Source organism: Gammaproteobacteria bacterium (assembly GCA_013697705.1).
Taxonomy (GTDB): Bacteria; Pseudomonadota; Gammaproteobacteria; order UBA6002; family UBA6002; genus UBA6002.
This window is the reverse complement of sequence record JACCWJ010000004.1, coordinates 136,876-159,819: the sequence shown is the minus strand read 5'-3', so window position 1 is coordinate 159,819 and position 22,944 is coordinate 136,876. Positions and strand designations below refer to the sequence as shown.

Sequence of the window (22,944 nt, the reverse complement as noted above, 5' to 3'; positions counted from 1 at the left end):
TTGTAAATTATGTTTTGGTTAGGCAAATTACTCGGTTCGGTATTCGGATACATGATTGCGGGTCCTTTGGGCGCTATTGTGGGTTTGATGTTGGGTCATTATTTTGATGTTAGCCGTAAAGGTCATTGGTTTTTCTTCCCTCCCCCAAGCTATCAACATACCCAAACCCAGGACATTTTTTTTAAGGCTACTTTTACTATCATGGGATATATCGCAAAAGCGGATGGTAGAGTTTCAGAAAATGAAATTAAAGCGGCCACGAGAATTATGCAAAACATGATGCTTACCCCTCATTTGAAGCAGCAAGCTATTTTATATTTTAGGCAGGGAAAATTAGCAGACTTTGATTTGGATCAAATTCTATCAGCGTTAAATGACGCTTGTTTTCAACAAAGGAACTTATTGCATCTTTTTCTTGAAATCCAGCTACAAGCAGCACAAGCGGATGGGATTTTAACCCGAAATAAACAGCGCATTTTAGAGCATATCTGTTATCGCTTGAACTTCAATGCGAGCGATTTTTTTCAGCGTTCGCAAACCTATGGGTCCCAGTCAAATTATAGAAATTCACGTTCAGGTTACCAGCAACCTCGGCACCAAGAACCCAATCGCCTGGCAAATGCTTATCGAATTTTAGGTGTACCGACTTCAATTAGTGACGGTGACTTAAAAAAAGCCTATCGAAAGTTGATGAGTCAAAATCATCCTGACAAATTAGTCTCAAAAGGGCTGCCAGAAGAAATGATTAAACTCGCCACCCAAAAAACTCAAGAAATCAAATTAGCTTATGAAACTATCTGTAAAGCAAGAGGGATATAGGTTTTCTTAAGCATTTGGATAATGATGTACAATATTCTTTTGAGAAATTATTATAATTAACGATTTTAGAAAGGGCTTATTCATGCGTGATTCGAAAATTTCTGCTTCAATACTTGCTGCTGATTTTGCCAATTTAGGCCAAGAGGTAACCCAAGTGATTGAAGCGGGTGCGGATTTTATCCATTTCGATGTGATGGATAATCACTATGTTCCTTGTTTAACAGTCGGCCCCATGGTTTGCTCCGCGCTGAGAAAATATGGCATTACCGCCCCCATTGACGTTCATTTGATGGTTAAACCCGTAGACGCCCTTATTGTGGAGTTCGCAAAAGCAGGGGCTACCTATATTACGATTCATCCCGAAGCAACGGAACATCTCGACCGCAGTTTACAATTAATAAAAGATCTTGGGTGTAAAGCGGGGTTAGCATTTAATCCTTCAACTCCCTTAGAATATCTTGAATACGTATTAGAACGGCTGGATCTCGTCCTGGTCATGTCAGTGAATCCCGGATTTGGTGGCCAGGAGTTCCTCCCTAGCATGTTACGCAAAATAAGACAGGTTCATCACATAATTCAAGATTGTTCTCACCCTATTAGACTCGAAGTTGATGGCGGCATCAAAATTAATAACATTGCTGATATAGCAAATGAAGGAGCGGACACGTTTGTGGTAGGCACTGGTATCTTTCATAGCGATAATTATCAAACCACTATCGCACGATTACGAGCAGAGCTGAATAAAGTTACTCATTAGTCGCGGACAGAACCATGTTATTAATGATTGATAACTATGATTCGTTTACCTATAACCTTGTTCATTATTTTCGAGAACTCCACTTTGAGGTGTTAGTTGTTAAAAATGATGCGATATCAATTTCACAAATCACTGCATTACAACCACGCGCGATTGTCATTTCACCGGGCCCAGGATCTCCTGATCAGGCGGGCATCTCTTTAGAAGTTATTAAATCATTTGCCGGCGCCATTCCCTTACTAGGGGTATGCCTGGGTCATCAAAGCATTGGTCAAGCTTTTGGAGGACAAGTGACTCGTTCACACAAAGTGATGCATGGTAAGATTTCCAAAATTTATCATTGCGGGGAGGGCATTTTTCGCAATCTTCCTAATCCATTTAATGCCACACGTTATCATTCATTGGTAGTAGATAAAAATTCGCTGCCTTCTTGTTTTGCAATTACCGCATGGACACAAAATGAGCGGGGTGACCTAGATGAAATTATGGGACTTAAGCACGCCCATTTTTTAATAGAAGGAGTGCAATTTCACCCGGAATCCATTTTGACCGAGCATGGGAAGGAACTGTTACAAAATTTTTTGACTACCGAGCGGGACAGGCAGGATCTCAAGACTCTTTAAGGGTCTTTAAAAATTTACTGGCTACTTCTTCAGGGGTTTTCTGCAGCACATCGACTTGATAGTTTAAATTTTGCATTGTGTTATTATTTATTTTTCCCGCCAACTTATCCAAGACCACTTTTATATTTGGATGCCGCTTAAGTATGTCGTCACGGATAATTGGAGCCGCAAAATAAGCGGTGAACAAATGTTGATCATCTTCTAAAACCACCAAATTATAAGCAAGTATTCTTGCGTCGGTAGAAAAACCCATAATCACATCGAGCTGACCTAATTGAATTGCTTTATACATCAATCCCGGATCCATTAATCGCACACGTCCAAACTCTAAATGATATTTATTCTTTAAGCCGACAAACCCATCGGGTCGTTCCATAAAATCGGCGGGTACACCTATCACAAGACGATGCGCAATAGCGTTTAAATCGCTAATTTTTCGCAATGAATATTTTGTTGCAACCTGACGCGACACCACAACTGCATTGGTGTTATTAAAACCAAAAACGTTTAGCCAAATGAGATTGAATTTATCGAAGTAAGTTTGACGCACATAGTTATATATTTCAGCCGAACTCCTTGGCTGGGTTTGTGAAAGAATCACTGTGTACCCTGTGCCGGTATATTCGGGGTATAAATCAATATCGCCACGAATAATTGCGCGTTGGCAAATAAAGGTACCGCCTAAATTAAATTTTTTAACCACATGTAATGCAGTGTCCGCACGCAACAATTGAGTAATGATCTCTCCCAAAATTATTTGCTCGGTGAAATTTTTTGTACCCACACGCACTGTATTTGTTTTTGAACTGCCGGTAAAAAACAATCCTATGCCGATAGCTAAAATAAAAAAGAAAAAAATAATTGTTAGATAATAGAGAGCCCATTTTCTTTTTTTAACAGGATGTTTCTTTGCGGTAATTTTTTTTTCGAACAATCCAATGATGTAATCCAATACTAATGCGAGCAGTGCTGCAGGAATCGCACCTAATAAAATTAACCGAGTGCTATTAAGGGAAAGCCCCTCATAAATGAAATCACCCAGCCCTCCTGCGCCAATAAAGGCGGCGAGCGTTGCTATACCCACGCTCATTGCTGTTGCAGTACGCACTCCAGCAATGATGACAGGCAAGGCAAGAGGGAATTCAACGCGCCATAATTTCTGTGATTTAGTAAAACCAAGTCCATCAGCCGCTTCTAATAAATCTGGGGCCACCCCTAGAAAAGCGGTGACAGTATTTTGAAGAATGGGAAGTATTGCATAGATGACCAGGGCTAGAATGGCAGTCTTAATCCCCACTCCTAAAAAGGGCAGTAAAAACCCCATTACAGCAAGGCTAGGGAGTGTTTGCAAAATATTGGTAAACGATAAAATATATTTTTTTAATTTATTTTTTCGTGCAATATAAATTCCAAGAGGAATGCTAATTAGCATTGCGATCGCCACAGAGCCCATTGTTAAATACACTTGCTCTAAAAGCTTTTGCATTAATAGAGGGAATTTATTGTAAAGAAATATCACCCCATCATTCATCTAACAGTTCCATGTATGCTTTTAATTGGCGTGAGGTTTTATCAAACAACTGGTTTACAAATGAGGTAGAGGGGGAATGGATGATTTCTTGTTTAGTGCCTATTTGCTCCAAACGACCTTGGTTCATAATGGCAATGCGATCACCGAGTCGAACAGCTTCAAATATATCATGGGTCACAAAAACAATTGTTTTATTGAGTTTTCCCTTGAGTTTCAGAAGCTCTGTCTGCAAGGTGTTACGGTTAATTGCATCAACCGCACCAAAGGGTTCATCCATAAGCAATAGATGCGGATTAGTCACTAATGCTCGTGCAACTCCGACTCGTTGTTGTTGTCCTCCCGATAATTCATCGGGATAACGTGAGGCATACACACTCGGTTCTAAATTCACACAATCCAAAAAATAATCTGATAGTTTCTTTCTTTCCCCTTCTTCCATGCCATTGAGTTTTAGAATGATAGTTATATTTTCTTCTACGGTTAAATGAGGAAATAATCCCACGCCTTGAAAGACATAACCTATGGATCGTCTTAATGCCACCGGGTCTAATAAACTAATGTCCTCATTATCAATCATTATCTGACCCGAACTAGGCTCGACTAATCGATTAATCATTTTCAAAGTAGTTGTTTTTCCCGAACCTGAAGATCCGAGCAAAACTAATAGCTCTCCTTTGGCAACTTCAAGTGAAAGATCTTCAACGATGTAGTCTTTCCCATTAAAGGTTTTTGCTAGGTGAGAAAGTTTGATCATTTCTTAAACATAATAGGTAGTGGTTGTCATGACCTTTGATATTGCAGCCATGATTTTTTTTACAAAAATAGGTAACTCAATTGCGCCTGCACTCATTGCGACGGTCGCATGATGAGTTTCATCTTCACACATCTGCTCCAAAATAAGTCGACTTTTATTATCATGAGGTGCAATTTGTGTCAGGTGATTTTGCAAATGTTTTTCCACCTGCCTCTCCGTTTCAACGACAAACCCTAAACTAAACTTATCATTAACGATACCGGCCAATAGGCCAATGGTAAATGACCCCACATACCACAACGGATTTAAGTAACTCGTGTGATTCCCTAGCTGTTCAATACGTTCTTGACACCACGCTAAATGATCGGTCTCCTCCTCTGCAGCCTGTAAAAGAGCATTTTTGGTTTGAATAGATTTAGCGGTTATTGCTTGGCCATAGTATAAAGCCTGCGCACAAACCTCTCCGGCATGATTTACCCGCATGAGTGCCGCGCTTTGTTTGCGTTCAGTGGGAGTCAGCATTGGTTCCTGCTCAATCATCGCGGGATTCGGTCTTCTAGATATCGGCTGAGCGAATAAAGAACGCACCCCATTGTCCACTGCAATTAATAGTCGATCAAAAAAAGAATATTGAATTGGCATAGGAGATCCTTGGTTTGAATACATTATTATGAGTCTATAATCGCGTGACAGCAATGTTCAGAATAACTTATACTCCTTCAGCATTATACCTAATAAACTGAGAACCTATGAGCATTGCGGAGTTTGAAAATCAGCCTTTAAAACAATTCACAGAAAAAGCTTATCTTGAATATTCTATGTATGTAATTTTGGATAGAGCCTTACCGCACATCGGTGATGGCTTGAAGCCAGTACAACGCAGAATTGTTTATGCAATGTCTGATCTTGGCCTCAAGGCCGGTGCAAAATATAAAAAGTCAGCACGCACGGTGGGTGACGTTTTAGGTAAATTCCATCCCCATGGGGATGCCGCCTGCTATGAAGCAATGGTCCTAATGGCGCAACCTTTTTCTTATCGCTACCCCCTTATTGATGGTCAAGGTAATTGGGGATCGCCCGATGATCCGAAATCTTTTGCAGCAATGCGCTACACAGAATCGCGACTTTCAAAGTATGCCGATGCCTTACTATCAGAGGTAGAGCTAGGCACTGTTGATTGGGTGCCTAATTTTGATGGTACCTTAGAAGAACCTTCGATTCTTCCTTCGCGTGTACCGAATGTGCTATTGAATGGTGCAACGGGTATTGCAGTGGGTATGGCCACTGATATTCCTCCTCATAATTTACAAGAGCTCGGGAACGCCTGCATACATTTATTAGACCATCCCGACGCTACTCTAGAAGACATCTGTCAATATGTTCAAGCACCCGATTTTCCTACTGAAGCAGAAATCATTACCCCTCGAGCAGATATTCTTGAAATATATCGCAAAGGAAATGGTAGCCTTCGTATGCGTGGAGTCTATCTTGAAGAAGAAGGGGATATTATTGTTACTGCACTCCCTCATCAAACATCAGGCTCGAAAATTTTAGAGCAAATTGCAGCGCAGATGCAGGCTAAAAAATTACCAATGATCGCAGATCTTCGCGATGAATCCGATCATGAAAATCCAACTAGGTTAGTTATTACGCCACGGTCAAATCGTGTGGATGTGGAATCCTTAATGGCCCATTTATTTGCCACTACGGACTTGGAACGTAGCTATCGTGTTAATTTGAATATGATTGGGATTAATGATAAGCCCCAGGTTAAGGGATTATTGACTATCCTAAATGAATGGCTGGTCTACCGAACCAACACCGTCAGACGACGTCTTGAATACCGCCTCGATAAAGTCCTGAATCGTTTGCATATTTTAGACGGTTTACTCATTGCTTATTTGAATATTGATGAAGTCATTGCCATTATTCGGCACGAGGATCATCCCAAGCCCGTACTCATGAAGCGCTTCGAATTGTCTGAGACTCAAACCGAAGCTATCTTAGAGTTAAAGTTGAGACACTTAGCCAAGCTGGAAGAATTTAAAATCAGAGGCGAACAAGAAGAACTCAGCAAGGAAAAAGCGGATATCGAAGCAACGCTCGCTTCTTCAAAACGTTTAAAAGCGCTCATTCGTAAAGAATTAAAAGAAGACATGGAAAAATACGGGGACGAACGCCGCTCCATATTAGTAGAACGAGAAGAAGCTCACGCCTTAAAAGAAGAAGAAATCATTCCTGCGGAACCCATCACTGCAATTCTTTCACAAAAAGGATGGGTAAGAGCGGCCAAGGGACATGAAATTGATGTGGAGAATCTTAGCTACAAAGCCGGTGACCATTTTTTAATGGCGGCACGCGGCCGAAGCAATCAACAAGTTGTTTTTCTAGATTCCACTGGGAGAAGTTATTCCTTAGCTGCGCATAGTTTGCCTTCAGCCCGCGGGCAAGGCGAGCCCCTCACCAGTCGATTAAATCCGCCCCCCAATGCGGTATTTACAGGGATAATATTGGCGGAGCCTACTCAACTAATTCTGCTGGCTTCAGATGCAGGCTATGGATATATCACGGAAGTACAAAATCTTTTTTGCAAAAACCGTGCTGGTAAGGCCGCACTTACAGTACCTAAAGGGGCTAAAAGTCTAATGCCTCGCCTGGTAAAAAATATTGATGAGGATTTATTAGCCGTTGCTTCTTCCGAAGGACACTTACTTGTCTTCCCCTTACAAGCTTTACCGCAGTTACCTCGCGGCAAGGGTAATAAAATAATGAGCATTCCTAACGCTAAACTTATCAGCCGTGAAGAATTTATCATCGACATACAGATTTTAAGTCCACGCAGCTCATTAATAATACATTCCGGAAAAAAAGATTTAGAGATCAAGGTGAAAGATTTAGTGAATTATCAAGGGGAAAGAGGACGTCGCGGTCATGTACTACCTCGGGGCGTTAGAAAGATTGATGGTTTATCGGTAAAGGAATAACTCAGGGAGTATAAGATGAGTTACATTGATGAAACTCTCGTGAATGATGAGGAGGTTCTTTATCGAACCAAGCCCCATTGGATTATCTTTACGCCCCCCTTAGGTTGGCTTTTTTTAGCCATACTTATTCTCTTTCTAGCTCCACGATATCCTATTGCCAATACGACTGTTTATAATAATTATACCTTAACGGATTTCCTTGGAATTGCAGTATTACTGGTCGCACTTTTTTCAGGGTTGGTAGCGTATATTACTTATCTAAGCTCAGAATACGGCATCACCAATCGACGAATTTTAATGAAGGTAGGCTTCATTAGCCGAACTTCATTAGAGATTTTATTGCAGCGCGTAGAAAGTATCCAAGTTTATCAAAGCGTTCTCGGACGAATTTTTGATTATGGTTCAATCATTGTCAGCGGTACGGGTGGCAGCAAAGATCCTTTTCCGAATATCCCTGATCCCCTGGTATTTCGACGTTATGCACAACAACAGCTTGAGCAAATTAATCGTCCTTAAATTTCAAAGCAACTGAATTAATACAGTACCTCAGTCCTGTTTCAGGTGGGCCATCGGTGAATACATGACCTAAATGAGCATCACATTTTTTACACACCACTTCCACTCGCCGCATGCCATGGGAAGCGTCCTCATGCTCAGTTAATGCTGATGAGGTGGTGGGCTGAGAAAAGCTAGGCCAGCCTGTTCCAGAATCAAATTTATCTTCAGAAGAAAATAATTCATTACCACAACAGGTACAGGTGTAAATGCCTGGCTTTTTATTATTCCAATACTCACCACTAAAAGGAGCCTCTGTACCCTTGGTTCTACAGACGCGATATTCTTCAGGAGTCAGTTTTTTTGAAGTCATACAGTAAGCCTCTGGCGTAAAATGTAATTTATTCAATTTATATCTTATGGTATTTTGCATTTTATATTAATTATAGTCTGCTTCTAGGCGAGGGAAATATGGCAACATTTAGCACTAATGAATTTAAAAGTGGCTTAAAACTCATGATTGATAATGATCCTTGTTCAATCATTGAAAATGAATATGTAAAACCGGGTAAGGGGCAGGCATTTAATCGTGTCAGGTACCGTAATCTAAAGACTGGACGAGTGCTCGAAAAAACCTTTAAATCGGGCGATTCCTTGCCGGGGGCGGATGTTGCTGAATCCGATATGCAGTTTCTTTACAGTGATGGCGAATTTTGGCATTTCATGATGCCAGATACCTTTGAGCAGCATGCTGCCACAGGAGATACCGTGGGAGACGCAAAACAATGGCTGAAAGAACAAGACTATTGCATTGTAACGATGTGGAATGGTCATCCGCTTACAGTAGCCGCACCCAACTTTGTAAACTTGAAAGTTAAGCAAACCGATCCCGGCATTAAAGGGGACACCGTAAGCGGTGGCAGCAAACCCGCCACGCTAGAAACCGGGGCTATAATTCGAGTACCCCTTTTTGTTGAGATCGGAGATCTATTAAAAGTAGACACGCGTACCGGTGAATATGTTTCTCGGGTAAAAGAGTGATTATGCATCAGTGGCATCCAACTGCTCCACTTAACCATCTTCAATTGCGCGCTAAAGTTCTTAAGAACATCCGCAGTTTTTTTGAAGCACGAGAAGTGTTAGAAGTAGAAACGCCGCTCATCTGTCATTCGACTGTAACCGATCCACATCTCGCGAGCTTCCACACGTTATTAGAATTTGAAGGTCTTAATGAGGCTAAAAAACTTTATTTACAGACCTCTCCAGAATTCGCAATGAAACGTCTCCTCGCCGCAGGCTACGGCAGCATTTACCAAATATGTAAGGCTTTTCGTAATGGCGAGGTGAGCAAAAAACATAATCCTGAATTTACTATTTTAGAATGGTATCGAGTGGGCTTTACCCATATCCAATTAATGGATGAAATGGACCAACTCCTCACGCTGGTATTAAGTACTGAGAAAGCTGACAGGATATCCTATCACAACTTATTTCAAACAAATTTTGCTATCAATCCTCACACTTGTTCAATCACTGATCTCAAAAAACTTGCTGCAAACAACGGGCTGAGCTTTCAAAGTAATGAACAAAACAAAGACCTTTGGCTTGATTTAATCATGACTCATCTTGTGGAGCCTACGCTTGGGTTAACACGGCCCATTTTTATTTATGATTACCCCGCTTCACAAGCGGCGCTTGCAAAGACTAGGCGTGAATCGGATTTTCACGTGGGGGAGCGATTTGAGGTCTACTTTAAAGGGCTAGAATTAGCTAACGGTTATCATGAATTGGGTGATTCTAAGGAACAATTAAAGCGATTAAATCTAGATAATGAACTACGAGCCCACCGTAATTTACCCGTAATTCCTATTGATGACCGTTTGCTTGAGGCACTACATAGCTTTCCGGAGTGCGCAGGAGTCGCGATGGGTTTTGATCGTCTGCTCTGCTTGGCAGCAAACACTACTGACCTTTCGGACATGATTGCTTTCCCTATTGCCCGAGCTTAAAACTTCTCTAAAAATTCTGTACTGGTATGAAATCTAATCGCTTTGTAAATTTCACTAAGTGGATAACTGCAGCCAATTAGGCTTACGTTTCAAATAAATAATGATAGGAGGAGCGGTTAATAATAAAATACCGAGGATTAAAATACTTTCGTAGGTCACAATATTGCCGACCGATAATTGAGCAGGAGGGATAAATCCCAACACAATAGCAAATGTCGAGGAGAGGACTCCCAAAATGCAGACCACACTAATTCCCAAATTACCCATAGGAATTCGATAGGATCTCACAACCTCAGGCTTTTTAAATCGCAACCATAATGCAGCCGCAAACAATGCGATGTAAACCAACATTGCAAGTTGCGCAGTCATAGCGGTAAGCACCCAATAACTGCTGCTGACAGTCGGCATTAATAAAAATACCGCACAAAGAATGGTGAAGATGGTGCCTTGAAAAATCAACAAGGTAACCGGAACACCTCTTTTATTCATGAGTCCAAATAAGGGAGGGACGCTACCATCTTGTGCTGCGACCAAAAGACCTTTTGTGGGTCCAATAATCCAGGTTGCAACACTACCAATACCTCCTACAATAATTAAGAAAGTTATTACCGGGCCCATCCAATTGAGATTGTAGGCAGAAAAAAAGATTTCGAAAGCTTGTACCAAGCCTGTCACCACATTCAATTCACGTTTTGGAACGACCAATGCTATGGCTAAGGAAGAAAGAACCAAGGTAGTGAAAATGATGATTGTCGAATATAGAATAGCCTTAGGATAAACTTTGCCTGGATTTTTTACTTCATCTGCATGGACGGCAGACATTTCCACTCCTACTAAACCAAATAGGACAGCCGTTAGGAAAGAAAGATGACTGGGATCCACCAAGGTCGGAATAAATTGATCCGTCGTAAAGGATATCTGAGTGGGATTACCTAATAATAGCCAGATTACTCCGAGTGCGATAATAAAAAACATCGGGAACAACGTGCCAAAGAGCGCTCCTAATGTGCTCACTAAACTTGACACCCGCATACCATAGAAATTGATAAAGGTGGCCCCCCAAAATATGACGAGAATAACCAAAAGCATATAAACTTTACTTTCGGCTAATGCGGGATTAATAAGATAAGCCAAGGTCGCCGCTATAAAAGATAAAATGGTGGGGTACCAGACAATGTTGTAAACCCATTGCAGCCAAATGACTACAAATCCCGGCAAGTCGCCGAAAGCTTCACGCACCCAAACATAAATACCCCCTTTGTTAGGCCAACCCGTTGCAAGTTCTGCTGACACTAAACCCACCGGAATAAAAAAAGTGATCGATGCTAGGATGTAATAAAATACCAGGGAGAAGCCATATTCTGCGCTGAATGGTAAAGTTCGCAGGCTATCCACAGCGATGACATTTATCATGACAATATCAAAAATGCCTAAAGATCTGCCTATTTTTGTACTCATCACTGCCATTTCTACTTGCCTTCAACCCTTACATGACCTAGTAAAGCGCCCATATTAATATGTTGCTGAGCAGCGAAAGGTAACAATTTTGCACTAGAAGGAGGGAACAGTAGAATTACTGTAGAACCAAACTGAAAACGCCCTAACTCATCGCCTTTTTTTAATACAATGCCTTTATCTTGGTACTGTTTGACCACGACTTCTTTCGAATCACAGGGCGTTTCACGCTGCCCCCACACCGTTTCGATTCCTGCCACCAACATTGCACCCACCAAAATAAGGACCACTTCTCCGACTGAAGTTTCGAACCTGCAAATCAAGCGCTCATTTCTACAAAAGAGATTTGGCACGTGAGCCACAGAAGCATTATTCACTGAAAATAATTTTCCGGGGACATAGATAGTATTAATGAGTTTTCCATCAATGGGCATGTGTACACGATGATAATCACGCGGAGCGAGGTAGATCGTCACAAACTGTCCATCGAGAAAATTCGCAGCCAAAGCAGCATCACCGGCCAGTAAATTACTTAGTTTGAAAAAACTTCCTTTCGCTTGAAACAGTTCCCCGTCCTCAATGACGCCCGCTTGGCTAATCACACCATCTGCTGGACTAGCTATTGCAGTTGTTTCTGATACGATGGGCCTTGCATCAGGCCTCAGCGCTCGAGTAAAAAAATGATTGAAAGTTGGGTAATCTTTTAATTCAGAACTCACGACTGTGCTCAAATCAATTTTGTAATTTGCGATAAATAATTTAATTAATCCATTTTTCACAAAAGGAATTTCGCAATCAGCAAGTTTGGAGATCAAACGCGACAAGAAGTGATGTGGTAACACATGTTGAAGATTGCACTTTAATTTTTCCAGGTACATGCCGCTTTTGCCTATATTTAGAACAAATCGATAGTATAACTTTATTGAGCAACTGAAAAGAGGATTAATAATTGGAAGTTTTTCTTGTCGGTGGCGCTGTGAGAGATTTTCTCCTTGCAAAAATAAACGGCGATTTTAAAACACCTGCTGATGTTAACAATTATTGGATGACCGTAGAAAAAGATTGGGTCGTTGTAAACAGCGCTCCAGAGGAGATGCTCGCGCTGGGGTATCGTCGCGTAGGCAAAAGTTTTCCCGTTTTTTTACACCCTGACACCAAGGAAGAACATGCCCTGGCACGCACTGAGCGCAAGGTAGCAAAAGGTTACACAGGCTTCGAGTGTTATGCTGAAAAAGATGTGACTCTAGAAGAAGACTTACAAAGACGCGATTTAACGATCAATGCCATAGCAATGCGCGTTCTCAGTCCGGACTTTTCAACGTATGAACTCATAGACCCTTACCAGGGTGAACAAGATTTGAAGAATAGGCTTTTTCGCCATATCTCCCCAGCCTTTGCGGAAGATCCTGTGCGTGTTCTGCGAGTGGCTCGACTAGCTGCGCGTTTTGGCAATTTTGAGATCAATAGCGATACACTATTGTTGATGAAAAAAATGGTAGCAGAAGGAGAAATCGACGCTTTAGTCCCTGAAAGGGTATGGCAAGAATGGGCACGTTCTCTCCAGGAAAACTATCCGTGGCGTTTTTTTGACGTTTTAGAGAATTGTAATGCGCAGCAAAAACTTTTTCCCGAGATAAAAAATTTCGCCGTTAAGCAAAAAATTTTAATGAAAGTCATTGAAGAGCATCCCTCGGACACGCTGCGATTTGCAATTGAAGTCTTTGACATGGATGAACACGCCTTTCTTAGGCTAATCAATCAGTATCGCATTCCCACAGACTTTCGAGACTTGGCATTAATCGTTATTAAATACTATCCCTTTTATACCAGTTTAATTTGGGAGTCAGAAACTATCCTAACCTTGTTCGAAAGGACGGATGCTTTTCGCCGCCGCCATCGCTTTAATGATTTTTTAATGATCTGTCATTATTTGGCGGGAGATCAAGATAAAATAAAGTCTTCACGTTTACTTGCCCTACTCACTGAATTAACAAAGATCGATAACGCAGCGATTGGCAGCCAAGGGTTTAAAGGGGAAGCGTTTGCTGCAAAATTGCGAGAAATACGTATAGCTACCATCGACACTTATCTTCAATAGAAGGTCACTGTTCGTGGGGCAACGTAGAAAGGTGGTGGTGGACAACGTAGAAGAGTAGGTTGCGGGATGACAAAGAGAAGTAGTCCCGTGACGGGAGTTATGTCGCGGGACTACGAGAAGAGTAAGCGATCGCTTTTAAGGATCTTTGCGCCGTAGCCAAATTACTGGGGCAGCACTGAGAATTTCCCGATCATGAAGAGCGAATTCGGGTACATTGGCTTCTGGATTTAAGCAGATTAGAGTATAAAGTCCAGATTGTGACCCAAGCTTTAGTCTTCTGAGCAAGACTTCATTTTCTTTAGTTTCTACTATGCAATCCATACCTAAAACATTATCAATCGCTTCATTATAGCGACGTTTACCTGCAACATAATCACCTTTATAGTAGATAGGTGCCATGCCTTCATCAGGTACTATAAATTCAACTGCATCAGGGTTATGTTGACGGAAAGCTAGCAATTCATTAACTATCGCACGCTCTTCCGTGATTTCAACCCTATCTTCCAGCGATTCTTGAAGATGAATTTGTTGTTGAAACAATTTGTCGCTTAGCTGAGGTGGCAGGCCAATTCCGTAAAGAAGCCAATCAACTGCACAGCGGATTCCTTCTTGCCTAAAAACTTCGATGGCTCGTTTAGCACCTTTCTCTGTCAATCCGCCCGCTTTCGCATCTTCCCAGGATTGCATTGTACTCGCGCTAATGTCGTATTTGTCTTCGAGTGCTTTACGAGACAATCCAGCCATCATCCTTAAACTCTTGAGACGTTTTCCTCGTGCTTCAGGAGTCGATTTCTGATCTAAAATATCTGCCACTGGCATTACTTTTTCACCTGTTGGTTATTGTTCAAATTCCTAAATTATATCAAAAAAACTTTAAATTCATAAATTTTAATTAAAAAATTTGAATTAATAAAAGTCACATGCTTAAATAAGCCTTAAGAGAACATTATAACTATAAAACATCATAGTAACACTACTTTTAAAGGAGATGAACAAGAATGCTATGTTTTTTACATATAATAGAGCGGAAATTTTCCTTGAACCGCCCAACAGTTCATTTTGCCTTAAGCTTTCCTCGCTCTAAAAAACCCCTTTTTTTGTAAAATGCTCCCTCTTGATTGGCCGCCAGAGTTTGACGGCGTAAAAATTAATCGAAATTCAATTTTAGTAAGAGTCAAAGACACCGACATTTGGATAGAGCTGGATATTAATAACCTAGACTCTGTTAGTACAGGGCTGCCTTCTAACATTCAGGAGCTTATTCAGGCTTGGAGACAATTGTTGCGTCCTTAGCCCCCAGAAAAATCTTCGCGAGCACTAACCCAAGCTCATATAACAACCACATAGGCACAGCTAATAACGTCTGAGACAAAACATCCGGGGGCGTGAGCACCATTCCCACCACAAATGACAAAACAATTACATACCGTCGGGCTTTTTTCAGTTCCTCTAAAGAAGAGATTTTAAAATGAATGAGCAATAACACTACAATGGGCACTTCGAAAATTAACCCGAAGGCAAATAATATTTGCATGGCAAAACCCAAATAAAGGCTGATGTCAGGTAAAAGCTCGACATGTGCGGGAGTGGTTTCGACGAAGAAACGAAAAATAATCGGTAACACAACAAAATAAGCAAAAAAGAAGCCAATATAAAATAAAACCACACTGGGCAATAATAACACCCATATTTTTTTTCTTTCATGAACATATAAGGCGGGAGCAACAAAACTCCACAGATGATAAAAAAACAAAGGCATTAACAACATCAGACTGATGATAAAAGCGAATTTCATCGGAACTAAAAAGGGGGCCGAAATTTGGGTAGCGATTAGATGCGTTGCAGGCAATTGATGGAGCAGGGGCTTAGTGAGTAACTCATAAAGTGGGTTAGCATAAAAAGAGAGAATACAAAAAACAACCGCTGTAAATCCGAGACAGTACAGTAAGCGTCTGCGTAATTCTAAAAGATAATCCATTATCACCTCTATAGAGGACTATTTATCCGACTCTTTTTCAGGCTCATCATTTTCCGTTTTTATGGTCCCTGCTATCTCTTTTTGCACGGACGCGAGCCCTTTCTTTAGTTCCTTGAGGAGACGACCCACTGATCGCGCTGCTCTTGGCAACTGTTCGGGTCCTAAGACAATCAACGCAACTACTGCCACCAAAATAATTTTCCAAAAACTAATCTCTAACATACATCACTCAATTTTATTATCGTCTTTTAGACCTTTACGAAAGCTTTTAATGGCTGTAGCCAAGTCTTCGCCGACATTACGCAATCGTTTGGTACCAAACAATAATAAAACAATGAGAAATATTAAGATTAAGGATCCGAGCTTCATGCCCATGCGTTACACTCCTTTTCAACGGATTGAAAAATTATTATGGTTGCACTCCATGAGGTACAATCCAGCCCATAGCATACCCTATGATAAGCAGCAGAAATAAAAGTAAAGATAAACTAATTCGCCAGGTAAGTGCTTTAGCCATACTTTTAGAGCGTCCTTTGTCACGAATCATGAAAAAAACTGCACTACCTAGACAATAAATTATCGTAAACAGTAGCAAAATGACAATTGTTTTCATTATCATATAACATTTCCGAAAGTAAGGAGGGTCATTGAGTTATATTAAACTACCTAGAATCAGAGTACATCTATTTGGTTATCTTTTTTCTCCCGCTTGGGTCCCCACCCTAGGTATCCTCGCCCTATTGCCGTTACTCCTCTCATTGGGAGTATGGCAACTCCACCGCGCAGAGGCAAAAAAAATAATCGAACGGGAATACGCCACCTCTAAACCCATATTATTAAGTGAACTTAATGAGCCAAATAATAAACTTTTGCAATATAAACAACTCAAAGTGACAGGACGTTTTGACAATCAACACTTATTTTTTCTAGACAACAAAACTTATAATAATCAAGCAGGGTTTCAAATACTCAGCCCTTTTATTCTTGCTGACAATAAGCGTGTATTACTCGTTAATCGCGGGTTCTTAAGCGTCAAAAATCGAAATGAATTGCCTGAAATTCCTGCGTCAGAGGGAATCAGAACATTGGTAGGCTTAATTTATTTTCCGAGTAAAACATTTGTTTTAAAAAAGGAGCCTGTGCTATACAAGTGGCCGCTTATCCTGCAAGCAACTGATTTTGCCGTGATTGATAAAGCGTTAAACGAAAAAACCTATCCTTTTTATTTATTAATCCAAACGGGAGACAACAGCGCTTTAATCCGAGATTGGAAACCGGTTAGCTTCCCTTCTTATCGGCATCTGGGTTATGCAGTACAGTGGTTTCTACTAGCTTTAACCCTGATTATTATTTATATAACATTAAACACATCAAGGGCGAAATAATGTTAACGACGAAAGTGAATAAATCATTAATTATTCTATTGCTGACATTTATTTTTGTGGGGCCGATGGTTGCCGCCTGGCTAACTTATAGCCATGGTCTCTTTTTAAGCGGTGGCAAAGTAAATCATGGACTTTTGATGCAACCGACTGTTCCTATTTCAACCCTTGCCTTGGTAAGCAACCAAGAGCCAGCAAATAAAGCTCAGTTGAAGGGGAAATGGTGGCTAATTTATCTTACTGCAGACCCCGAAAATTCATTAGCTCAACGTAATCTTTATTATATTCGCCAGATTCGTCAAGCGACAGGGAAAAATCGTGACCGTATAGAGCGCGCTATTATCACCCTACAGACCAAAAAGGGATTTGATGATTGGCTGCGCCAACATTATCCTGGCACCTTACATTTTACTATTTCTCACGAAAAAATAGCTGAAATAGAGGCAAGTCTACCTAAAAAACTTGCTTTAGAAAAAGGTTCGCTTTATCTTGTAGATCCCCTAGGAAACATCCTGTTGTTTTACGCTCCAGATGCAGCGCCAAAAGGTATTTTGAAAGATTTGGAACGTGTATTGAAGGTATCGCAAATTGGTTAAAACAAAAAAAAATCTTTTTACACGACTTGCATTTTTAGCCACCATCCTTGCGTTTGTAGTTGTCATTTTAGGCGCTTATACCCGACTTAAAGATGCAGGCTTGGGCTGTCCTGATTGGCCTGGTTGTTATGGTCAACTCATCGTACCTAAAACACAATCGGCTCTTGCTTCTGCCTCTAAGCTTTATCCCCAGCAACCAGTTGAACCCACAAAAGCATGGGCAGAAATGACCCACCGTTATTTTGCAGGGTCATTAGGACTCCTCATTATGGTATTAGCAGGCTGGAGTTTTTTGGCACGCAAAAAAGATTCGCAACATCCCCGAATTGTGCCCCAACTTTTAATTGCCTGCGTGATTTTTCAAGCACTATTAGGAATGTGGACCGTTACCTGGCAGCTTTTACCCCTTGTGGTAATGGGTCATCTTTTAGGCGGCATGACAATTGTTGCGTTATTGTGGTGGCTTACATTAGATACTGGACGATTAGTAACACATCCCCCCGCCAATTCATTGAATTATTTAAAACCCTGGGTCATTCTCGGCGTAGTTATTGTATTTCTGCAGATTTTTTTGGGTGGCTGGACCAGCGCAAATTATGCTTCCATTGTATGTCCTGATTTCCCTTATTGTCAGGGCCAATTATTTCCTAAATTTAATTTTTCTGAAGCTTTCAATTTCTTCAGTCCTATCGGTAAAAATTATCAGGGAGGAATATTAGGCGAATCAGCGAGAGTCACTATTCAAATGACGCATCGATATGGCGCCTTCATCACAACAAGTTATATTCTTTCATTGACCAGCTATGTGCTTTTTTCCAATAAAACCAGTGCTCTTAAAAATACAATGGGCATGATCTTTCTGATACTTACTACCCAGATTTTCTTGGGAATTTTAAATATTGCTACCCTCCTCTATCTCCCAATCGCCGTTTCACATAATGCGGTAGCGTTATTACTGTTGCTTTCCATGCTGACACTACTTTACCAGCTAACAACTTCTCGCAAATCGGCGGTTGTTTTGGTTGCTAAGCAACCCCCAGCTTCACATCAGGGGATGCCTACTCTGTGAAAACTTATGCTGTATGGCGAAATTACTATGAATTATGCAAACCTCGCGTAGTAGCATTAATGCTACTGACCTCGATCGTTGGCATGCTGCTCGCTACTGATCATATCCCCTGGCAAATACTTTTTTTCGGGACACTTGGCATTGGCCTATGTGCCGGAGCGGGGGGGGTCATTAACCAGCTTATTGATCATCGAATTGACAGTGTAATGGGCAGAACCAAACGAAGACCTATTCCCTCTGGCAACATCTCCCCCAGTAAGGCGGGAATTTTTGCATTTATATTAAGCCTTAGTGGCATGAGTATTTTAATATTTTTTGTAAATACGCTTACAGCGATACTAACATTTGCGACGTTAGTGGGTTATGCCTTTATCTACACCGTTTTTTTAAAAAGAGCGACTCCACAGAATATTGTAATTGGTGGGCTTGCCGGCGCGACCCCTCCCTTATTAGGATGGACAGCTGTCACTGCTTCCACTGATCCTGCAATCTTATTGTTGGTATTACTGATTTTCACTTGGACCCCTCCCCATTTTTGGTCTCTCGCTATTGCACGTTATGAGGAATATAAAAAAGCGGAAATCCCTATGTTACCGGTTACACACGGCGTGCCCTTTACAAAACTATGTATAGTGCTTTACACACTATTAATGGTGATTATTTCTATCATGCCATTTATCATTAATATGAGCGGCGTCCCTTACTTAATTGGTGCATTAATACTAGGCGGCGTTTTTCTTATCAAGAGCTGTCAACTTTATAAATCGAATAATCCACAAGTCGCCATGAATACATTCTACTTTTCTATTTTTTACCTTATGGCCATGTTTTTATTATTGTTGACTGATCATTACCTCAATGTACTAGGAGGATTTCATGTTTGAGAAAGGTAGTCTTGAACGGCAAGTTTTATTTGCTGGCGTTGCTTTTTGTATACTTGCCCTACTCTTTGGCCTCTGGTCGCATTACAATTGGAATGAACCTCCCGCCAAGGAGCTAACGCTCAAAACCGGAACTGCTTTCCCTATCCCGCGCCAAATCCAACCGTTCACCTTAGACAATGGCCCCAATAATTTGTCATTCACTAATGCGCAATTAAAAGGTCAATGGAGCATGCTGTTCTTTGGCTTCACTAATTGTGCAATGCTATGCCCAACGACACTAGGCAGTCTTAACCAGGTTTATAATAATTTAGTGACGGATAAAATTTCCCAATTACCGCAAGTCTATTTTATTTCTATTGATCCAGAACGCGACTCAGTAAAGCGTATCAAACAGTATGTAACCTCTTTTAATAAAAGTTTTGATGGCGCCACTGGAACTGAAGCCCAATTAGAAGATATGACGCATAAATTAAATATCCTCTACTCGAAATCGAATCCTAATCAAGCTGAAGATTATCAAATTGATCATAGCGGTACCGTATTAGTAATAGACCCCGATGGAAATTTAGCCGCTTTATTTTCACCGCCCATTGACCCCAAAGGACTCGCACAAGATTATGAACTCCTCATTAAACAATCCCATAAAGGAAATTAATAAATTATGAGAACAAGGAAGTTTGTCTCTGTATTTTTCATACTCTCCATGTTGATTTTTTTCGAAGGCTGCACCCCGGATGCCTTGGATATTTATGGTCGCCCAATACGCATTTCTGACTATCGCGGAAAATGGATAGTCATTAACTACTGGGCTACCTGGTGCGTCCCCTGTATTCAAGAAATTCCCGAATTGAATAAATTGGCTAAATATTATAAACATAAAGTAATCGTCCTTGGGGTAAATGTTGATAATCTTAGCGACAGTGTGTTGCGGAATTTGTCGCAAGGTTACCAAGTAAATTATCCCTTCTTAAGTTCCTTCCCGATCGAAAAATGGGGAGGCAAACCAGATGATCTACCCGTTACTTATATAATCGATCCTCACGGTAAGCTCAGCCATACTCTTCATGGACCTCAAAAATTGGAGAATTTCCAGGCTGTTATGAGCTTACCCGCCGTTACGTATGATTAGAAGTTGGAGTTATGATGTCTAAACTATGTCGTCGCTTTATTGTTTCAGGAACCGTTCAAGGGGTATTTTTCCGGGATAATGCTCGTAAAAAAGCTATAGAGTTGAATATCAGCGGCTGGGTCAAAAATGTAAATGATGGCAGTGTTGAGCTTTTAGCGTGCGGAGAATCAGACCACATTCAAACTCTGGAAAGATGGTTATGGGAAGGTCCAACAAAGGCACATGTCACTGCAGTAGATAAAAAAAGTCATCCGTGGGAAGAGCATGCGGATTTCATTATCTGTGATTCAAATTAGCCACTTTGAGACGAATTCAGCTAAATCACTGTAAACTGGAATGGTGGATTTTTCTATTTTCTGGAGCGTTTTTTCGCCATTTCCCGTAAGCACTAATACAGATTTACTCCCTGCACGCTGAGCGGCTTGGATATCTCTCAATGAATCGCCGACGCAAATAGACTCTTTGAAGTCTTCATTGAATTGGTCTTTAATGGCTAGGAACATGCCCGGTTTAGGCTTGCGGCAGCTACATTCATCTTGAGGACTGTGTGGACAGTAAAAAATACCGTCTAACTCAACGCCCAGCCTTTTTAATTCCTGGGCCATTTTTGCATGAATTTCATGAAGAATAGCTTCGCTATAGAGTCCCTTCGCAATCCCAGATTGATTGGTAGCAACAACCACTTTAAAACCCGACTGTTTTAATTTAGCTATCGCTTCAAGACTGCCAGGAATGTGAACCCATTCTTCGGGGCTCTTAATATAATCCTCTGAGTCGTAATTAATTACCCCATCTCGGTCTAAGATAACTAGCATGGGGGTAATCCGAGGCGGGTTGTGCCGGGGATGATGAGATTACTTCGAGAATTTAAAAAAGAGGCAACCGACATCGGCTTGCCTCCAGGAATTTGCACCCTCAGCAGCCGAATTATACCTTCGGCGGCAACCACATCTATTCCTTGTTCACTCGCTGCAATGATGGTCCCATTGGGGTAATCCGTTGCAGAGTTAGCAAGGACTTCAGCCGCCCATATTTTCAAAAGATGGGCACCTAAATAGGTGTGAGCAATCGGCCACGGATTGAACGCTCTAATTTGACGATCGATATAAGTGACAGAGGTATTCCAATCTATAGCGGCTTCCTCTTTTGCGATCTTCGCTGCATAGGTCGCCAAATTATTGTCCTGGATAATAGGCGATAGTTGAGCATTTTCAAGTAGCGCCAAGGTTTCGATTAACGCTTCTGCACCTAGCTTCGCAAGGCTGTCATGAACGTCTTTAGTAGTATCCCGACTACGAATTTGATATTTCCTACGATGAAGAATATCCCCGGTATCTAAACCTTCGTTAATTTGCATGATAGTTGTTCCCGTTTCGTAATCACCGGCTAGAATAGCGCGGTGAATAGGCGCCGCACCACGCCATTTTGGCAAGAGTGATGCATGAACATTGATACAACCATATTTAAAGAGGGAGAGGACGGCTGGCGGTAAGATAAGTCCGTAGGCGATAACGATCATAACATCCGCGTGAAATTCACTTAATTGTTTTTGGGTGTCAGCATCTTTAAGATTCACGGGCTGCAAAATCGGAATTGAAGGGCAATTGTCGATGACAAATTGTTTAACAGGACTAAAAGTGAGCTTTAAACCTCGTCCTGATGGGCTATCCGGCTTGGTATAAACACTGCAAATCTCGTGGGACGCAAGTAATGCTTGCAAGGTAGGCAAGGCAAACTCGGGAGTGCCGGCAAAAACCACTTTTAAAGCCATCTAGCTATTTTTCCGTTTGATCAATTTTGAAATCTTTTTGTCAATACGTTGTCGTTTCAAACGCGAAAGCCGATCAATAAAGATGACGCCATCAAGATGATCGAGTTCATGTTGCAACAATTTGGCCATATAGCCTTCCCCTACTATCTCAAAAAAGTTGCCAAAGCGGTCTTGCGCGCGAACAGTTACCTTAAAACTTCGTGCGGGAACAATTTCATATACCCCACCCTGCACAGACATACAGGCTTCCGGCTCTAAAAACTCCCCTTCCCGCGCAATAATTTCTGGATTAACTAAGCAAAGAGAGGCCGGCTTTCGGTTTTCTTTATCTTTATAATCATAAATGACGGTAATTCTTTTAGGATGAGGGATGTTTAGTTGGGTCGCCGCCAGACCCGCACAATTTTCAGTGTTATGCAGTGTTTCAAGCATGTCATCAATCACTTGCTGCAATGCTTTATCAGAAAAGTCGACGACAGTGTCGGCCTTGATTCCAAGCCGGGAATCGGGGTATTGCAATATATCTATAATGGCCATTTCTCTCTCGCGGTACATCAAAAACCTAAACTTAGGCGAAAATTATCATATCGTCAATATCTAAGCCCCCGCA

At 41.2% G+C, this 22,944-nt stretch carries 29 protein-coding genes; 15 read left to right on the top strand and 14 right to left on the bottom strand.

Translation table 11 applies throughout. From position 1 onward, the window contains the following. Window positions 1-6: 6 nt before the first annotated feature. The 3 genes from djlA to H0U71_01395 all read left to right on the top strand — a co-directional run bounded on the left by djlA (window position 7) and on the right by H0U71_01395 (window position 2,199). Window positions 7-819: a co-chaperone DjlA gene (djlA, locus tag H0U71_01405; protein MBA2653709.1), complete on the top strand. Its 813-nt coding sequence runs from the start codon at window positions 7-9 to the stop codon at window positions 817-819. 82 nt (window positions 820-901) lie between these two features. After that, on the top strand, window positions 902-1,576 hold the full coding sequence (rpe, locus tag H0U71_01400; GenBank protein ID MBA2653708.1) for a ribulose-phosphate 3-epimerase: 675 nt from the start codon (window positions 902-904) through the stop codon (window positions 1,574-1,576). A gap of 14 nt (window positions 1,577-1,590) precedes the next feature. Beyond that, on the top strand, window positions 1,591-2,199 hold the full coding sequence (locus H0U71_01395) for an aminodeoxychorismate/anthranilate synthase component II (protein MBA2653707.1): 609 nt from the start codon (window positions 1,591-1,593) through the stop codon (window positions 2,197-2,199). Here the strand turns inward: H0U71_01395 and H0U71_01390 are convergent. Genes H0U71_01390 through coq7 form a run of 3 tightly spaced genes read right to left on the bottom strand, consistent with a single transcriptional unit; the run spans window position 2,186 to window position 5,126 of the window. After that, window positions 2,186-3,730, bottom strand: a complete 1,545-nt coding sequence (locus tag H0U71_01390) for an ABC transporter permease subunit (GenBank protein ID MBA2653706.1) — start codon at window positions 3,728-3,730, stop codon at window positions 2,186-2,188. The two genes, H0U71_01395 and H0U71_01390, sit on opposite strands and share 14 nt — an antisense overlap. Beyond that, entirely contained in the window at window positions 3,723-4,484 is a 762-nt protein-coding gene (locus H0U71_01385; protein MBA2653705.1) for an ATP-binding cassette domain-containing protein, read from the bottom strand. The genes H0U71_01390 and H0U71_01385 overlap by 8 nt, the downstream gene beginning before the upstream one ends. Before the next feature lie 3 nt (window positions 4,485-4,487). Next, entirely contained in the window at window positions 4,488-5,126 is a 639-nt protein-coding gene (gene coq7, locus H0U71_01380) for a 2-polyprenyl-3-methyl-6-methoxy-1,4-benzoquinone monooxygenase (GenBank protein ID MBA2653704.1), read from the bottom strand. A 107-nt stretch (window positions 5,127-5,233) separates the two neighbouring features. On the opposite strand from coq7, the gene parC reads away from it, so the two are divergent. Beyond that, complete coding sequence (gene parC, locus H0U71_01375) at window positions 5,234-7,468, top strand: DNA topoisomerase IV subunit A (protein ID MBA2653703.1); 2,235 nt, start codon at window positions 5,234-5,236, stop codon at window positions 7,466-7,468. Window positions 7,469-7,483: 15 nt separating this feature from the next. Continuing rightward, window positions 7,484-7,984 (top strand): PH domain-containing protein, encoded by a 501-nt coding sequence (locus H0U71_01370; protein MBA2653702.1) that lies wholly within the window; start codon window positions 7,484-7,486, stop codon window positions 7,982-7,984. On the opposite strand, the gene msrB is transcribed toward H0U71_01370, so the two are convergent. Continuing rightward, window positions 7,971-8,336, bottom strand: a complete 366-nt coding sequence (gene msrB, locus H0U71_01365) for a peptide-methionine (R)-S-oxide reductase MsrB (protein ID MBA2653701.1) — start codon at window positions 8,334-8,336, stop codon at window positions 7,971-7,973. The genes H0U71_01370 and msrB overlap by 14 nt on opposite strands. Before the next feature lie 98 nt (window positions 8,337-8,434). Here msrB and efp point away from each other — a divergent pair, with 98 nt between their 5' ends. Both efp and epmA read left to right on the top strand, forming a co-directional pair. Beyond that, complete coding sequence (gene efp, locus H0U71_01360; GenBank protein ID MBA2653700.1) at window positions 8,435-9,004, top strand: elongation factor P; 570 nt, start codon at window positions 8,435-8,437, stop codon at window positions 9,002-9,004. 2 nt (window positions 9,005-9,006) lie between these two features. Continuing rightward, window positions 9,007-9,972, top strand: coding sequence for an elongation factor P--(R)-beta-lysine ligase (epmA, locus tag H0U71_01355; protein ID MBA2653699.1), 966 nt, complete (start codon window positions 9,007-9,009; stop codon window positions 9,970-9,972). A gap of 54 nt (window positions 9,973-10,026) precedes the next feature. Here epmA and H0U71_01350 read toward each other — a convergent pair whose 3' ends face one another. Beyond that, window positions 10,027-11,439, bottom strand: a complete 1,413-nt coding sequence (locus tag H0U71_01350; protein MBA2653698.1) for an amino acid permease — start codon at window positions 11,437-11,439, stop codon at window positions 10,027-10,029. A gap of 2 nt (window positions 11,440-11,441) precedes the next feature. Further along, the gene (gene psd, locus H0U71_01345) at window positions 11,442-12,305 is read right to left on the bottom strand and encodes a phosphatidylserine decarboxylase (protein MBA2653697.1); all 864 of its coding nucleotides are present in this window, start codon (window positions 12,303-12,305) and stop codon (window positions 11,442-11,444) included. 71 nt (window positions 12,306-12,376) lie between these two features. Between psd and H0U71_01340 the strand changes: the two genes are divergently transcribed. After that, on the top strand, window positions 12,377-13,525 hold the full coding sequence (locus H0U71_01340) for a multifunctional CCA tRNA nucleotidyl transferase/2'3'-cyclic phosphodiesterase/2'nucleotidase/phosphatase (GenBank protein MBA2653696.1): 1,149 nt from the start codon (window positions 12,377-12,379) through the stop codon (window positions 13,523-13,525). Window positions 13,526-13,660: 135 nt separating this feature from the next. Here the strand turns inward: H0U71_01340 and H0U71_01335 are convergent, their stop codons facing one another. The 5 genes from H0U71_01335 to H0U71_01315 all read right to left on the bottom strand — a co-directional run bounded on the left by H0U71_01335 (window position 13,661) and on the right by H0U71_01315 (window position 16,122). Further along, the gene (locus H0U71_01335) at window positions 13,661-14,344 is read right to left on the bottom strand and encodes a helix-turn-helix transcriptional regulator (protein MBA2653695.1); all 684 of its coding nucleotides are present in this window, start codon (window positions 14,342-14,344) and stop codon (window positions 13,661-13,663) included. A gap of 439 nt (window positions 14,345-14,783) precedes the next feature. Then, entirely contained in the window at window positions 14,784-15,503 is a 720-nt protein-coding gene (gene tatC, locus H0U71_01330; protein ID MBA2653694.1) for a twin-arginine translocase subunit TatC, read from the bottom strand. A gap of 18 nt (window positions 15,504-15,521) precedes the next feature. Continuing rightward, window positions 15,522-15,725, bottom strand: coding sequence for a twin-arginine translocase subunit TatB (gene tatB / locus H0U71_01325; GenBank protein MBA2653693.1), 204 nt, complete (start codon window positions 15,723-15,725; stop codon window positions 15,522-15,524). Between the two features lie 3 nt (window positions 15,726-15,728). Continuing rightward, window positions 15,729-15,878 (bottom strand): twin-arginine translocase TatA/TatE family subunit, encoded by a 150-nt coding sequence (tatA, locus tag H0U71_01320; GenBank protein ID MBA2653692.1) that lies wholly within the window; start codon window positions 15,876-15,878, stop codon window positions 15,729-15,731. A 34-nt stretch (window positions 15,879-15,912) separates the two neighbouring features. Continuing rightward, window positions 15,913-16,122: a twin transmembrane helix small protein gene (locus tag H0U71_01315; protein MBA2653691.1), complete on the bottom strand. Its 210-nt coding sequence runs from the start codon at window positions 16,120-16,122 to the stop codon at window positions 15,913-15,915. A 28-nt stretch (window positions 16,123-16,150) separates the two neighbouring features. Between H0U71_01315 and H0U71_01310 the strand changes: the two genes are divergently transcribed. From H0U71_01310 to H0U71_01280, 7 genes are read left to right on the top strand one after another with little or no spacing between them, the layout of a single operon-like run. Next, window positions 16,151-16,888, top strand: a complete 738-nt coding sequence (locus H0U71_01310; protein ID MBA2653690.1) for an SURF1 family protein — start codon at window positions 16,151-16,153, stop codon at window positions 16,886-16,888. Next, complete coding sequence (locus H0U71_01305) at window positions 16,888-17,481, top strand: hypothetical protein (protein ID MBA2653689.1); 594 nt, start codon at window positions 16,888-16,890, stop codon at window positions 17,479-17,481. Before H0U71_01310 ends, H0U71_01305 begins: the two co-directional genes overlap by 1 nt. Then, the gene (locus tag H0U71_01300) at window positions 17,474-18,550 is read left to right on the top strand and encodes a COX15/CtaA family protein (GenBank protein ID MBA2653688.1); all 1,077 of its coding nucleotides are present in this window, start codon (window positions 17,474-17,476) and stop codon (window positions 18,548-18,550) included. Before H0U71_01305 ends, H0U71_01300 begins: the two co-directional genes overlap by 8 nt. Beyond that, window positions 18,547-19,434: a protoheme IX farnesyltransferase gene (locus tag H0U71_01295; GenBank protein ID MBA2653687.1), complete on the top strand. Its 888-nt coding sequence runs from the start codon at window positions 18,547-18,549 to the stop codon at window positions 19,432-19,434. The genes H0U71_01300 and H0U71_01295 overlap by 4 nt, the downstream gene beginning before the upstream one ends. Continuing rightward, the gene (locus H0U71_01290; GenBank protein MBA2653686.1) at window positions 19,427-20,089 is read left to right on the top strand and encodes an SCO family protein; all 663 of its coding nucleotides are present in this window, start codon (window positions 19,427-19,429) and stop codon (window positions 20,087-20,089) included. The genes H0U71_01295 and H0U71_01290 overlap by 8 nt, the downstream gene beginning before the upstream one ends. 6 nt (window positions 20,090-20,095) lie before the next feature. Further along, window positions 20,096-20,563 carry a TlpA family protein disulfide reductase gene (locus H0U71_01285; protein ID MBA2653685.1) on the top strand — a complete coding sequence of 156 codons (468 nt, stop codon included), beginning with the start codon at window positions 20,096-20,098 and terminating at the stop codon, window positions 20,561-20,563. Window positions 20,564-20,574: 11 nt separating this feature from the next. After that, a complete protein-coding gene (locus H0U71_01280) occupies window positions 20,575-20,859 on the top strand; it encodes an acylphosphatase (GenBank protein ID MBA2653684.1) in 285 nt (94 codons plus the stop codon). Here the strand turns inward: H0U71_01280 and gmhB are convergent. From gmhB to def, 3 genes are read right to left on the bottom strand one after another with little or no spacing between them, the layout of a single operon-like run. Continuing rightward, on the bottom strand, window positions 20,851-21,378 hold the full coding sequence (gene gmhB / locus H0U71_01275; GenBank protein ID MBA2653683.1) for a D-glycero-beta-D-manno-heptose 1,7-bisphosphate 7-phosphatase: 528 nt from the start codon (window positions 21,376-21,378) through the stop codon (window positions 20,851-20,853). The genes H0U71_01280 and gmhB overlap by 9 nt on opposite strands. Then, window positions 21,372-22,334 (bottom strand): methionyl-tRNA formyltransferase, encoded by a 963-nt coding sequence (locus tag H0U71_01270; protein MBA2653682.1) that lies wholly within the window; start codon window positions 22,332-22,334, stop codon window positions 21,372-21,374. The genes gmhB and H0U71_01270 overlap by 7 nt, the downstream gene beginning before the upstream one ends. Beyond that, entirely contained in the window at window positions 22,335-22,865 is a 531-nt protein-coding gene (def, locus tag H0U71_01265) for a peptide deformylase (protein MBA2653681.1), read from the bottom strand. Window positions 22,866-22,944 lie beyond the last annotated feature (79 nt).

What these genes read in the sequence shown, in the direction of transcription:
- H0U71_01280 (MBA2653684.1), top strand. Translation starts at nt 20,575, where the DNA reads ATGATGTCTAAACTATGTCGTCGCTTTATTGTTTCAGGAACCGTTCAA.
- psd (MBA2653697.1), bottom strand. Translation starts at nt 12,305, where the DNA reads ATGTACCTGGAAAAATTAAAGTGCAATCTTCAACATGTGTTACCACAT.
- H0U71_01390 (MBA2653706.1), bottom strand. Translation starts at nt 3,730, where the DNA reads ATGAATGATGGGGTGATATTTCTTTACAATAAATTCCCTCTATTAATG.
- H0U71_01385 (MBA2653705.1), bottom strand. Translation starts at nt 4,484, where the DNA reads ATGATCAAACTTTCTCACCTAGCAAAAACCTTTAATGGGAAAGACTAC.
- H0U71_01270 (MBA2653682.1), bottom strand. Translation starts at nt 22,334, where the DNA reads ATGGCTTTAAAAGTGGTTTTTGCCGGCACTCCCGAGTTTGCCTTGCCT.
- H0U71_01305 (MBA2653689.1), top strand. Translation starts at nt 16,888, where the DNA reads ATGTTAACGACGAAAGTGAATAAATCATTAATTATTCTATTGCTGACA.
- epmA (MBA2653699.1), top strand. Translation starts at nt 9,007, where the DNA reads ATGCATCAGTGGCATCCAACTGCTCCACTTAACCATCTTCAATTGCGC.
- efp (MBA2653700.1), top strand. Translation starts at nt 8,435, where the DNA reads ATGGCAACATTTAGCACTAATGAATTTAAAAGTGGCTTAAAACTCATG.
- tatC (MBA2653694.1), bottom strand. Translation starts at nt 15,503, where the DNA reads ATGGATTATCTTTTAGAATTACGCAGACGCTTACTGTACTGTCTCGGA.
- coq7 (MBA2653704.1), bottom strand. Translation starts at nt 5,126, where the DNA reads ATGCCAATTCAATATTCTTTTTTTGATCGACTATTAATTGCAGTGGAC.
- H0U71_01290 (MBA2653686.1), top strand. Translation starts at nt 19,427, where the DNA reads ATGTTTGAGAAAGGTAGTCTTGAACGGCAAGTTTTATTTGCTGGCGTT.
- H0U71_01335 (MBA2653695.1), bottom strand. Translation starts at nt 14,344, where the DNA reads ATGCCAGTGGCAGATATTTTAGATCAGAAATCGACTCCTGAAGCACGA.
- H0U71_01350 (MBA2653698.1), bottom strand. Translation starts at nt 11,439, where the DNA reads ATGGCAGTGATGAGTACAAAAATAGGCAGATCTTTAGGCATTTTTGAT.
- tatB (MBA2653693.1), bottom strand. Translation starts at nt 15,725, where the DNA reads ATGTTAGAGATTAGTTTTTGGAAAATTATTTTGGTGGCAGTAGTTGCG.
- H0U71_01395 (MBA2653707.1), top strand. Translation starts at nt 1,591, where the DNA reads ATGTTATTAATGATTGATAACTATGATTCGTTTACCTATAACCTTGTT.
- gmhB (MBA2653683.1), bottom strand. Translation starts at nt 21,378, where the DNA reads ATGCTAGTTATCTTAGACCGAGATGGGGTAATTAATTACGACTCAGAG.
- parC (MBA2653703.1), top strand. Translation starts at nt 5,234, where the DNA reads ATGAGCATTGCGGAGTTTGAAAATCAGCCTTTAAAACAATTCACAGAA.
- H0U71_01285 (MBA2653685.1), top strand. Translation starts at nt 20,096, where the DNA reads ATGAGAACAAGGAAGTTTGTCTCTGTATTTTTCATACTCTCCATGTTG.
- rpe (MBA2653708.1), top strand. Translation starts at nt 902, where the DNA reads ATGCGTGATTCGAAAATTTCTGCTTCAATACTTGCTGCTGATTTTGCC.
- msrB (MBA2653701.1), bottom strand. Translation starts at nt 8,336, where the DNA reads ATGACTTCAAAAAAACTGACTCCTGAAGAATATCGCGTCTGTAGAACC.
- tatA (MBA2653692.1), bottom strand. Translation starts at nt 15,878, where the DNA reads ATGGGCATGAAGCTCGGATCCTTAATCTTAATATTTCTCATTGTTTTA.
- H0U71_01315 (MBA2653691.1), bottom strand. Translation starts at nt 16,122, where the DNA reads ATGATAATGAAAACAATTGTCATTTTGCTACTGTTTACGATAATTTAT.
- H0U71_01370 (MBA2653702.1), top strand. Translation starts at nt 7,484, where the DNA reads ATGAGTTACATTGATGAAACTCTCGTGAATGATGAGGAGGTTCTTTAT.